This is a genomic window from Rathayibacter sp. AY1A7 (assembly GCF_002930845.1).
Taxonomy (GTDB): domain Bacteria; phylum Actinomycetota; class Actinomycetes; order Actinomycetales; family Microbacteriaceae; genus Rathayibacter.
On the sequence record NZ_PSTL01000022.1, the window covers coordinates 42,795 to 54,477 of the forward strand.

Sequence of the window (11,683 nt, forward strand, 5' to 3'; positions counted from 1 at the left end):
CGGGTCAGCCTTTCAGACCGGAGTGCGCGAGCCCTTCCACGAACTGCCGCTGAGCGAGGAGGAACACGGCCAGCACGGGCACGACCGTCATCGTCGCCGCGGCGAGCTGCACGTCCCACATCTCCCCGCCGTAGGCGTCGGTGAAGCGGGTGAGCGCCTGGGGCAGGGTGAAGAGCTCGGGCGAGGTCAGGTAGACCGTCGGCTCGAGGTACATGTTCCAGGACCCGAGGAAGGTCAGGATCGCGACGGCCGACAGCGCGGGCTTGGACAGCGGCAGGAAGATGCGCCGCCAGATCCCGAAGCGGCCGAGGCCGTCCAGGCGCGCGGCCTCCTCGAGCTCGCCGGGCATCGCGATGAAGTACTGCCGCATGATGAACGTGCCCAGCACCGCCGGCGCTCCGACCATCGGCACCAGCAGCAGCGGCACGTGGGTGTCGATGAAGCCGAGCTGCCGGAAGATCTGGAACAGCGGGATGATCGTCACCTCCGTCGGCACCAGCAGGCCGGTCAGGACGACGAGGAACACCGCGTTGCGGCCTGGGAACGGGATCCGGGCGAAGGCGTAGCCGGCCAGGCTCGACACCAGCAGCGTGACCACGGTGACCGTGACCGCGATGTAGAGGCTGTTCCAGTACTGGAGCGCGAACGGCTGGAACCGGAACGCCTCGGCGTAGCCCGCCAGGCTCGGCGAGTCCGGCAGCAGGGTCGGCGGGTTCGAGAAGATCTCGTTCACCGGCTTGAACGACGAGGCGATCATCCAGAACGTCGGCACCGCGAACGGCAGCACGAGCAGGATCAGCGTCACGACGAGCAGGGCGGTCATGAGCGGGCTGCGGCCGCGGCGGCGCTTGACGGGCGGCTCCGGGACGGCTTCGAGGCGTGGCGTGAGCGGGGTCCCCTGCTCGACGACGGCGTCAGTTCTCATAGAAGACCCATTTCCTGCGCAGCTGCCACTGCACGACCGTGAGGATCAGGACGAAGAGGAGCAGCATCAGCGAGAGCGTCGCGCCGTAGCCGATGTCGCTGAACTCGAAGGCCTGTTGGAACACGTAGTAGACGAGAACTGTCGTCGACAGCTCCGGCCCGCCCTCGGTCAGGACGGCGACCTGCGCGAACGCCTGCAGCGAGCCGACGATCGTGAGGATGGCGGTGAGGAGCAGGGTGGGCGAGATGAGCGGGAGCGTGATCCGGAAGAAGATCGCGCGGGGGCTCGCGCCGTCCAGCCGGGCCGCCTCGTAGAGGTCGCCCGGCACCCCCTGCAGCGCGGCGAGGAAGAGCACCATGTTGACGCCGACGCTGCGGATGACCTGCGTGACGATGACGCTCGCCATCGCGGTGGGTCCCTCCTGGAGCCAGTTCGGCCCGTCGAGGCCGACCAGCGAGAGCAGGCCGTTGATCGCGCCGTTGTCCTGGAGGAGGAAGCCCCAGACGAGGGTCCAGGCGACCACCGAGATGACGACGGGCGAGAAGAAGAGCGTGCGGAACAGGGCGCCGCCCGGGATCCTCCGGTTGAGCAGCACGGCCAGGCCCAGCCCGAGGGCGAGGTTCAGGACGACCACTCCCCCGGAGAAGACCGCGGTCGTGCCGAGCACCGCGCCGATGCTCGGGTCGTTGATCGCCCGCTCGTAGTTCTCGCCGCCCACGAAGGTCATGGAGCCGGTGAAGACGTTCCACTCGTTGAGGCTGAACCAGACCGCGAGCCCGACGGGCAGCAGCACGAACACGATCACACCGAGCAGCTGGGGCGCGATGAAGAGCCAGCCGGCGAGCGCGTCGCGGCGCCGGAGGTTCCAGTAGGCGCCGGCGGGAGCGGATCGGCGGCTGTCCGTCGAGGTCGCGGTCACGGGATCACTTCCCCTGGAGGACGGGCCCGATGGCGTCGCAGACGCCTCCGAGCACCTCGGCGACGTCGGCGTCGGCCGACCACATGCGGTCCAGCGCCGTCTTGCCGACCGAGGTGATCTCGGCGGGGCTCGTCACCGGAGGGGTGGCGGACACGTCGGCGAGCTCGTCGACCACGACGCGGTCGAGCTGCTCGGCGCTGAGGCGGGTGTTGACCTTCGCCAGCTCCTCACCGGACAGCAGCGACTCGCGGGGCGGCGGGAAGAACTGCGCGAGCTTGGCGGAGTTCTCCGGGTTGGTCATGAACGAGAGGAAGCCGGTCGCCTCCTCCACGTGGTCGCCGCCTGCGAGCGCGGCCATGCCGGCCTGGCCGATGTTGCCGTACTCGCCGGCGGGGCCGACGGGCAGCGGGTAGATCTCGAACGGGAACGAGCCGTCGAGCAGGCTCGCCCGCGAGACCTGCGCGGTCGTGAACGCGGCGTCGCCGGCGAAGAAGTCCGCCGTCACGCCGGGTCCGGGGGTCGCGCCGCTGACGTAGACCGAGTCGTGGAAGAACTGGAACGCCTCCACCATCTCGGGCGAGTCCATCGTGCACTGGGTCCCGTCGTCGCTCCACGGCTGGGCTCCCCAGCCCGCCCAGAGGTTCGCGAGGCTCAGCCAGCCCGAGAAGTCGAAGTCGCGGATGATGTAGCCGGCCTTGCCGGTCGACTCGTTGACGGCCGCGCCGATGCGGTCGACGTCCTCCCAGCTGAGCGTCGCGGGGTCGACGGTCTGCCCGGCCTGCGCGATGAGGTCCTGGTTCACGTACAGCGCGAACGGCGAGTTGGAGAACGGGTACGCGTAGAGCTCGCCGTCCTGGCTGAACGACTGCGCCACGCTGGGCAGGATGTCGTCGTACTCGTAGCCCTCGGTCCCCTCGAAGGTCTCGGTCAGCGGAGCGAGCGCTCCGGCGTCGATCAGGTCCTTCGCGATGTCGCCCACCCAGGCGAGGTCGGGGGCGTTGCCGCCCGCGGCCTGCGTGGTCAGGGTCGAGTTGTAGTCCGCGAACGGGAGGGACTCGAAGGTCACGGACTCGATCTCGGGGTGGTCGGCGATGTACTCGTCGGCCATCGAGTCGAACAGGGCGAGCTGCTTCTCGTCGGAGGTCCAGACGGACATCCTCAGAGCGACGGGTGCTGAGTCGTCCCCGCCGCCGGCGGCGCCGCAGCCCGAGAGGGCGGCGATCACTCCGACTGCGGCGAGCGAGGCCATCAGCTTCTTCGCTGGTCTCATCGTCTCTCTTTCTCCAATGGTCTTCTCGGTGTTCCCGGTCAGTACCCGACGACGTCGGGCCAGTGGGTCTCTACGCCGCGCGACTCGAGCCTCGCCTGCAGGCGGGCGACGAGGGCGGGGTCGGCGGCGATCTCGTGGGGCGACAGGTCCTCGGCGAGGGCGAGGGCCGCCAGCTCGCCGACGGCCTCGCCGATGTTCCACTCCACGGGGTGGAGGCGGTACGCGCCGTTGGTGATGTGCGTCGTCCCGATGTTCTTGCCCCCGGGCAGCAGGTTCGTCGGGGTGCGCGGCACGAGGGCGCCGAGTGGGATCTCGAACGGCGAGCACTCCACGTCGAGGTAGTTGTCGCCTCCGGTGGTCGGGTGCAGGTCGATCCGGTACATGCCCACGCCGACGGAGTCGTCGAAGCGCGCGGGGCTCCCCGTCCCGCGGGCGGCGACGGAGACGTCCTGCTCGCGCACGGTGGTGAGCGCGCGGATCCGGCGGGACTCGCGGATGTAGGGGGCCTGCGCGAGGCCGTCGGCGGTGCCCATCACGTCGCCGCGGAGCCGGAGCCCGGGCCAGCCGCGGCCGCCGTCGGGCCGGGGCGCCTCGGTCTGGAGCCAGTAGAAGTACGACAGCGAGAGCGCGCGGGCGCCGGCGAGGTGCTTCTCCGGCTCCGGCACGTCGAGGATCGAGCTGTCGAGGTAGTCGAGCATCGGCCAGTTCGCGAGCACGATGTCGCTGTCGAGCGCGCCCGGCCGGAGGGTCTCGGTCGCGAGGATCCGGCGGAACATCCAGAGGTCGGTGTCCCCGCCCTGCGCGCGCTGGTCCGCGGTGCGGGTGTCGCCCACGGCGTTCACGTGCATCGTGCGGGTCTCGGGGCGCAGCGTCCTCGGGTTCGGCGCGGTGAAGGAGAGGAGCTTCCCGCCCCAGAACGGCACCTCGTACTCGTGCCAGTAGTCGTAGTCGGCCGGGCGCTCGATGGTGTGGTCGCCGTCCGCGCTGTCGAAGCCGAAGCACCAGGTGACGGCCTGCACGTTCATCGGGTCGGCGACGGCGGGAGCGCTGGGCTCGCCGTGTTCGTCGCGCGACTCGGAGCCCGTGACGTAGTCGACCTCCGCGAGGGGGAGCAGCTCCCCCGTCTCGGTCGCGTCGATCACGTACCGTCCGGAGACGGCGAGCTCCTCGCCCGAGACCGCGTCGCGCAGCAGGACGCGCTCGATCCGGCCCGGGCCGCCGTCGACGGCGAAGGGGACGACGCCGGTGACGACGCGGATCGCTCCGCTCGAGCGGTAGGGGGCGAGCATCTCGTCGAGCACGGCGACGGCGACGCGGGGCTCGGCGCAGAGCCTGCTCACGAGTCCGCGGCCGGGGTTCAGGCGGTCGTCGCGCATCGCCTCGGCGGTGAGGGGGTAGTTGCGGCGGTAGTAGCCGCGGATGCCGTCGCGGAGGCGCCGGTAGTCGGCGGTGACGCCGAACTGCTCGACCCAGGTGTGCTCGTCCGGCGGGACGCCCTGCGAGGTGAGCTGACCGCCCAGCCACGGGTACTGCTCGGTCAGCACGACCGAGAGGCCGTTGCGGGCGAGGGCGATCGCCGCGGCCACTCCTCCGAGTCCGCCGCCGATCACGGCGACATCTGCTTGCATCGGGGTCACGCGTCCGCCTCGTCCTCGTCGACAGTCTGGGTCATCGGCCTACTACCCGCGGGTAATACGTATTGCCGATTGGTTAGACCGTAACGCACGAGTGTCCGGTTGGCAACGGCCTCCGCCGTTCCGAGCGACGCCGCGGCGACCCGCGGGCGTCCTCAGCCGGGAGTGGGCCGGACGTCAGGGCTCGGTGGCATGCTCGACCCCGAGCGCGGCCGGCGGGCGGCGGCGCGGAGCGGAGCAGCATGATCGGGTTGGATCTCACCGGGCGCACGGCCCTCGTCACGGGGTCGGGGCAGGGCATCGGGCTGGCCATCGCGACGACGCTCGCGGAGGCGGGCGCCGAGGTGATCGTGAACGCCCGCTCCGAGCGGTCGATCCGCCGGGCGATCGAGGCCGTCGGCGCCGCGGTGCCGGAGGCGCGGGTGCGCGGAGTCGCGGCCGACGTGTCGACGGAGAAGGGCACGGCCTCCCTCCTGCGCGCGGCCACGGAGGTGGACGTGCTCGTCAACAACCTCGGGATCTTCGGCTCCGCCGATGCGCTCTCCATCGACGACGACGAGTGGCGCCGCTATTTCGAGGTCAACGTCCTCACCGGCGTGCGCCTCACCCGCGCCTACCTCCCCGGGATGATGGAGCGCGAGTGGGGCCGCGTCCTCTACATCGGCAGCGACTCCGCCGTCGTCACGCCCGCCGAGATGATCCACTACGGAGTGTCGAAGACCGCGCTGCTGGGCGTCTCGCGCGGCTTCGCCAAGGCCGCCGCCGGCACCGGGGTGACGGTGAACAGCGTGCTCGCCGGGCCGACCCACACGGGCGGCGTCGAGGACTTCGTCTACGAGCTGGTCGACCGCGAGCTCCCGTGGGAGGAGGCGCAGCGCGAGTTCATGCGCCTGCACCGGCCGCAGTCGCTGCTGAAACGCCTCATCGAGCCGGAGGAGATCGCCCACATGGTGGCGTACCTCGCCTCCCCGCTCGCCTCGGCCACCACGGGCGCCGCCGTGCGCGTCGACGGCGGCTACATCGACTCGATCGTGCCGTAGCGCGCGCTCCCGGGGCTTCCCGGGGCGCCGGCCGTCAGCGCGGAGGGGCGACCGAGCCGCCGGGGCGCCACGGGCCGCCGATGCGCTCCTGGAGGAGCGGTGCCGCCGGGTCGGCGAGGCGGGCGAGCAGCGCCTCCACTCCGCGGCGGCCGAGCTCGCGGCCGGGCGCGACGAGCAGGTCGAGTGCCGGGTCGGCCAGGTCGGCGACGTCGGGGTCGGAGGCGAGCAGGACGATCGAGAGGTCCTCGGGCACGCGCAGCCCGCGGTGCCGCACCTCGTGCGCGAACCCGACGGCGGCGCCCCCGTTGACGATCACCACGGCGGTCGCGGAGGCGGGGTCGAACGAGCGGGCGAGGGTGCGGCCACCGGCGGGCGACTCCTCGCAGCGCAGCAGCACGCCCTCGACGCCGCGGGCCGCGCAGGCGAGCGCGAACGCCTCCTGGGTGCGCGCGTAGGGGCCGAAGTCGGCCGCGGCGTCGCGGTCCGGGCCGAGCACGAGCGCCACCCGCGCGTGCCCCAGGCCGGCGAGCCGGCCGAGCGCCTCCTCGACCATCCCCTCGAAGTCGATGTCGACCCAGTCGAGGGCGGACGGGTCGCGGGTGCGCCCGATGAGGGCGAAGGGCGTACCGGAGTCGCGCAGGACCGGCACGCGCTCGTCCTCGCTGGTGACCTGCATCAGCACGACGCCGTCGATCAGGCCGTCGGCGCGCAGGTCGGCGAGGCGGTCGGAGCCGCCGACCGTCGGCCACAGGACGATCGAGTGGTCCTGCTCCGCCGCGGCCTCGGCGGCTCCGAGCAGGAATGAGGTGGCGGTGTTGAGCGGCCGGCTCGACACGAGCGGATAGACGACCGCGACGATCCCGGAGCGGCGCCGAGCGAGGGCGCGGGCCAGGGCGTGCGGCCGGAAGCCGAGCTCGCGCATCGCCGCCCGCACCCGCTCGCGGGTCTCGGGCGAGACGGGCTTGGTGTCGTTGACCACGAACGAGACCGTCGCGATCGAGACCCCCGCGAGGCGCGCGACGTCCCTCATCGTGGCCACCGCGCCTCCTCCGCTCGCGCCGCCCGGCCGTGGTTGACGCGGGGCGGACGTCTCCCGCATCCTAGGAGACGCGGCCGGTAAAGCGGTTAACCCCGTGTCGGGCCGCCCACTGCCGCACCGTCTCCACCGTCGAAGAAGGAACACCGTGACCACACCCTCCTCCCCCGTCCGCGTCCTCGTCTGGGGCGAGAACCGCCATGAGCAGATCGAGGAGAAGGTCCGCGCGATCTACCCCGACGGCATGCACAGCACGATCGCCGACGGCATCCGCGAGAACCTCGGCGAGCGCGCCACCGTCTCCACCACCACGCTCGACGAGCCCGAGCACGGCCTCACCGAGGACGTCCTCGACGCCACCGACGTGCTCGTCTGGTGGGGCCACATGGCCCACGGCGACGTCTCCGACGAGATCGTCGAGCGCGTCCAGCGCCACGTCCTCTCGGGCATGGGCCTCGTCGTCCTGCACTCCGGCCACTGGTCGAAGATCTTCGGCAAGCTCATGGGCACCACCTGCACGCTGCGCTGGCGCTCGGAGCAGGACCGCGAGCTGGTCTGGACCGTCGACCCCACGCACCCCATCGCCCAGGGGATCCCGCACCCCTTCGTGATCCCCCGGCAGGAGATGTACGGCGAGTTCTTCGACGTGCCGGCGCCCGACGAGCTCGTGTTCCTCTCGACCTTCACGGGCGGCGAGGTGTTCCGCTCCGGCATGACCTGGAAGCGCGGCCACGGGCGCATCTTCTTCTTCTCCCCCGGCGACCAGGACTACCCCGTCTACCACCAGGCCGAGGTGCGCCGCGTGATCGCGAACGGCGTCGAGTGGGTGCGCTCCTCGCGCCCCGAGCGCCGCCTCCCGGTGCTGCAGCGCTACGAGACCGAGGACTTCCACAACGGCCAGGACTACGAGGGAGCGCTCGTCCGATGACGATCCGCCTCGTCCAGGTCGGCGCCGGCGCGATGGGCCGCGCCTGGATCCGCACCATCCGCGACTCCCCGGACGCCGAGCTCGTCGGCCTCGTCGACCTCGACGTCGACCTCGCCACGGCTGCCGCGGAGGAGGAGGGGGTCGGCCCGGTCGCGGTCGGCACCTCCGTCGCCGAGGTCGCCGCGCGCTCCGGCGCCGACGCCGTGGTCAACGTGACCGTGCCGCGGGCGCATCTGCCCGTCAGCTCGGAGGCGCTGTTCGCCGGGCTGCCCGTGCTCTCCGAGAAGCCGATCGCGCCGACCATCGCCGAGGCGCTGGTGCTCGCGGCGACGGCCGAGGCCTCGGGCCGGCTCCTGATGACCAGCCAGTCGCGCCGCTACTACTCGGCGATCACCGCCTTCCGCGAGCAGATCGCCGGGCTCGGGCAGCTGGGCACCGCCTCCGTGCACTTCGCGAAGGCGCCCCGCTTCGGCGGCTTCCGCGACGAGATGGACCACGTGCTCCTGGTCGACATGGCGATCCACGCCTTCGACGCGGCGCGGTACCTGCTCGACAGCGACCCGGTCGCGGTCTACTGCGAGGAGTACAACCCGGGCTGGAGCTGGTACGCCGACGGAGCCGCGGCGAGCGCCGTGTTCGAGTTCGCCGGCGGAGTGCGCTTCAGCTACACCGGCAGCTGGTGCGCCGACGGCCTCGAGACCTCGTGGAACGGCGACTGGCGCGTGAACGGGGCCGGCGGCACCGCGCACTGGGACGGCGACGGCGCTCCGGAGTGGCAGTCGCGCGAGTCGGAGGCGGTGCGGACCGCCACGCTCGAGCCCGTGCCCGAGGAGATCGCGGGCTCGCTCGCGGAGTTCGTGCGGGTGCTGGGCTCGGGGGCGGTGCCCTCGGGCGAGGTGCACTCGAACGTGCGGAGCCTCGCGATGGTGGAGGCGGCGGTCCGCTCCTCCGAGACGGGTGCGCGGGTGCGGCTCGACGACGTGCTGGAGGAGGGGTACGCGGAGGCGCTGACGCTCGCGCGCGACGAGCGAGTCCGCGCGGCCCTCGGCTCCTGGGGCTCGGCCGCGGAGGGCCTCGCGCGCTGACCACGCCGCCTGGCGGATCTCGAGGCGTCCGTGCGGCGGACTGCGGCACGCGGCGTCTCGAGACCCCCGCCCGGTCGCGGCTCCGCCACCGCGCGTTCGCCGGGCGGACACCTGCGGGCGGCGGTGCGTTCACCGGGGGCGGCCAGCGTGGGCGGGTTCCTTCGAAGCCGCTCAGGAGACCCGTGTCCTCTCGTCACACCCGCACCGCCGCCCTCGCCCTCACCGTCACCCTCGCCGGCTGCACCCTCGGAGCCGCGGCCCTGCCCGCCTCCGCCGCGGGCGACTCCTTCTTCACCCGCATCGCCACGGTGCCGGCCTACCTCAACGCGGCCGACCCGTCCGCCGACTCCGCCGTCGCCGAGATCTCGAGCGCGTCGCCCGACGGCCGCCTGGTCTACTCGACGGACTCCGCCGGGCAGCGCATCGACGTCCTCGACATCTCGGACCCCGACGCCCCCGAGCCGCGCGGCGGCGTCGGCGTGGGCGGCGAGCCGACCTCGGTCTACGCGACCGGCGAGTACGTCCTCGCGGTGGTCGACACGAGCGACGGCGACTTCGCGAACCCCTCCGGCCACGTCAGCGTGCTGCACGCCGACGACCTCGCGCCCGTCGCGAGCATCGAGCTCGGCGGCCAGCCCGACTCCATCGACGTCACCACCGACGGCTCGACCGCGGTCATCGCGATCGAGAACCAGCGCGACGAGGACCTCGCCCCCGAGGGCGGCGAGGAGGGCGACCTCCCGCAGGCGCCCGCCGGGGAGCTCGTGGTGATGGACCTCGCGGGCGACCCCTCCGCCTGGGTGCCGGAGCACGTCGACCTCATCGGTCTCGCCGGCCTCGACACCCCGTCGGACCCGGAGCCCGAGTACGTCTCGATCAACCCGGCCGACACGGCCGTCGCCGTGACGCTGCAGGAGAACAACGCCGTCGCGATCGTCGACCTGGCCACCCGCTCCGTCACCGCCTCGTACACCGCGGGCACCGCCTCCGTCAGCGGCATCGACACGCTCGACGACGACTCGATCTCGCTGACCGGCTCGATCACCGACGTCCCGCGCGAGCCCGACGCGATCGGCTGGGTCGGCGACGACCACGTCGCGATCGCGAACGAGGGCGACTGGAAGGGCGGCACGCGCGGCTGGTCGATCCTCGACGCCGCGACCGGCGCCGTGCTGTGGGACGCCGGGAACTCGTTCGACCACCTCGCGGTGCGCCTCGGGCTCTACCCGGACAAGCGCTCCGACGCGAAGGGCTCCGAGCCCGAGGGCCTGCTCTCGGCCACCTTCGACGGCGTCCCCTACGTGTTCGTCGGCGCCGAGCGGGCCAACTTCGTGGCCGTCTACGACGTGTCGGAGCCGACCGCACCGCGCTTCGTGCAGGCGCTGCCGTCGACGCCCGGCCCGGAGGGGCTGCTCGCCCTGCCCGAGCGCGACCTGCTGGTCGTCTCGAGCGAGACCGACGACGCCGAGGCCGCCGTTCGCGCGAGCGTGCAGCTCTACGCGCTCGGCGCCTCCGCCCCCGCGTTCCCGACCGTGCTGTCGGCCGACGTCGACGGATCGCCGCTGCCCTGGGGTGCGCTCTCGGGCCTCTCGACCGACCCGGCGGCGCCCGACCGCCTGTACGCGGTGAGCGACAGCGCCTACGCGCCGAGCACACTCCACTCGATCGACACCTCCGTCTCGCCGGCGCTGCTCGACACGACCCTCACGGTGACCGAGGGCGGCGAGCCCGCCGCTCTGGATCTGGAGGGGATCGCCGCCCGCGTCGACGGCGGCTTCTGGGCCGTGACGGAGGGCGGGACAGGCGACGGCAACGCGCTCCTGCGGCTCGACGCGGACGCCGCGGTGACCGAGCGGATCGCCCTGCCCGCGGAGCTCGCCTCCGCACTGGGCAAGCAGGGCTTCGAGGGAGTGACCGTCGAGGACGGCGCCGCCGGTGAGATCGTCTGGACGGCGCTGCAGCGCGAGGCCTCGATCGACGCCGACGGAGTGGTCCGGATCGGGCGCTACGACGTCGCCGCCGACAGCTGGAGCTTCTTCGGCTACCCGCTGGAGGCCGTGTCCGGGGCGGACGGCGACTGGAACGGGCTCTCGGAGATCACGCTGACCCCCGCGGGCACGCTCGCGGTGATCGAGCGCGACAAGCTCAACGGGCCGGACGCCGCGCTGAAGGCCGTGTACACGGTGCCGCTGCCGACGGAGGCCGGCGCGGCGGTCGGCGAGACGCTGCCGATGCTCGAGAAGACGCTCGCGGTCGACGTGCTGCCCGCGCTGCAGGCCGGGAACGGCTGGACCCAGGAGAAGCTCGAGGGCCTCGGGATCACCGGCTCCGGCGAGGTGTTCGCGGTGACCGACAACGACGGCGTGGACGACGCGAACGGCGAGACGGTGCTCGCATCGCTCGGCTCCGCGGAGTCCGTGTTCGGGGCGGGGACGGTGCCGACGCCGGGGCCGACTGTCGAGCCGACCGTTGAGCCGACGGTGGCGCCGACGGTGGCGCCGACCACGGCGCCGACCGCGCAGCCCACGGTCGCGCCGACGGCCGAGCCGACCCGCACGCCGGCTCCTGCTCCGGCCGGCGCCGTTCCTCCGCGGACCGGATCGGGACTCGCGAGCACCGGCGTCGAGACGGGCTGGACCGCCGCGGCGGCGCTCGCCCTGCTCGCCGGCGGAGCGCTCGCGCTCGGAGTCACGCGCCGCCGCCGCGACGCGCGCTGACCGACGCCGACGGCCCGGGGGACAGTGTCCTCCGGGCCGTCGGCGTTCCCGCCGCGAGCGGGGCGGGTGGGGCGAGTGGTCGGGTGTCAGCTTCCGGTGGGGGCGTCCTCGGTGTCGGGAGAGGTGCTT

General features: G+C 72.8%; 9 protein-coding genes. 4 read left to right on the plus strand and 5 right to left on the minus strand.

The features are described from left to right. Positions 1 to 4: 4 nt before the first annotated feature. Genes C5B95_RS14565 through C5B95_RS14580 form a run of 4 tightly spaced genes read right to left on the minus strand, consistent with a single transcriptional unit; the run spans position 5 to position 4,742 of the window. Positions 5 to 925 (minus strand): carbohydrate ABC transporter permease, encoded by a 921-nt coding sequence (locus tag C5B95_RS14565; protein WP_244229554.1) that lies wholly within the window; start codon positions 923 to 925, stop codon positions 5 to 7. After that, complete coding sequence (locus C5B95_RS14570) at positions 915 to 1,844, minus strand: carbohydrate ABC transporter permease (protein WP_104234014.1); 930 nt, start codon at positions 1,842 to 1,844, stop codon at positions 915 to 917. Before C5B95_RS14570 ends, C5B95_RS14565 begins: the two co-directional genes overlap by 11 nt. Positions 1,845 to 1,848: 4 nt before the next feature. Next, positions 1,849 to 3,114 (minus strand): sugar ABC transporter substrate-binding protein, encoded by a 1,266-nt coding sequence (locus C5B95_RS14575; RefSeq protein WP_104349501.1) that lies wholly within the window; start codon positions 3,112 to 3,114, stop codon positions 1,849 to 1,851. A 38-nt stretch (positions 3,115 to 3,152) separates the two neighbouring features. Next, positions 3,153 to 4,742: an FAD-dependent oxidoreductase gene (locus tag C5B95_RS14580; RefSeq protein WP_104263304.1), complete on the minus strand. Its 1,590-nt coding sequence runs from the start codon at positions 4,740 to 4,742 to the stop codon at positions 3,153 to 3,155. 251 nt (positions 4,743 to 4,993) lie between these two features. Between C5B95_RS14580 and C5B95_RS14585 the strand changes: the two genes are divergently transcribed. Beyond that, positions 4,994 to 5,788, plus strand: coding sequence for an SDR family NAD(P)-dependent oxidoreductase (locus C5B95_RS14585; RefSeq protein ID WP_104349505.1), 795 nt, complete (start codon positions 4,994 to 4,996; stop codon positions 5,786 to 5,788). 34 nt (positions 5,789 to 5,822) lie between these two features. Here C5B95_RS14585 and C5B95_RS14590 read toward each other — a convergent pair whose 3' ends face one another. Next, positions 5,823 to 6,818, minus strand: a complete 996-nt coding sequence (locus C5B95_RS14590; protein ID WP_258059511.1) for a LacI family DNA-binding transcriptional regulator — start codon at positions 6,816 to 6,818, stop codon at positions 5,823 to 5,825. Between the two features lie 154 nt (positions 6,819 to 6,972). Between C5B95_RS14590 and C5B95_RS14595 the strand changes: the two genes are divergently transcribed. From C5B95_RS14595 to C5B95_RS14605, 3 genes are all read left to right on the plus strand, one after another. Then, a complete protein-coding gene (locus C5B95_RS14595; protein WP_104258013.1) occupies positions 6,973 to 7,752 on the plus strand; it encodes a ThuA domain-containing protein in 780 nt (259 codons plus the stop codon). Then, positions 7,749 to 8,837, plus strand: coding sequence for a Gfo/Idh/MocA family protein (locus C5B95_RS14600; RefSeq protein WP_104349502.1), 1,089 nt, complete (start codon positions 7,749 to 7,751; stop codon positions 8,835 to 8,837). The genes C5B95_RS14595 and C5B95_RS14600 overlap by 4 nt, the downstream gene beginning before the upstream one ends. Positions 8,838 to 9,019: 182 nt before the next feature. Next, positions 9,020 to 11,554, plus strand: coding sequence for an esterase-like activity of phytase family protein (locus C5B95_RS14605; RefSeq protein WP_104349503.1), 2,535 nt, complete (start codon positions 9,020 to 9,022; stop codon positions 11,552 to 11,554). Positions 11,555 to 11,683: the final 129 nt, after the last annotated feature.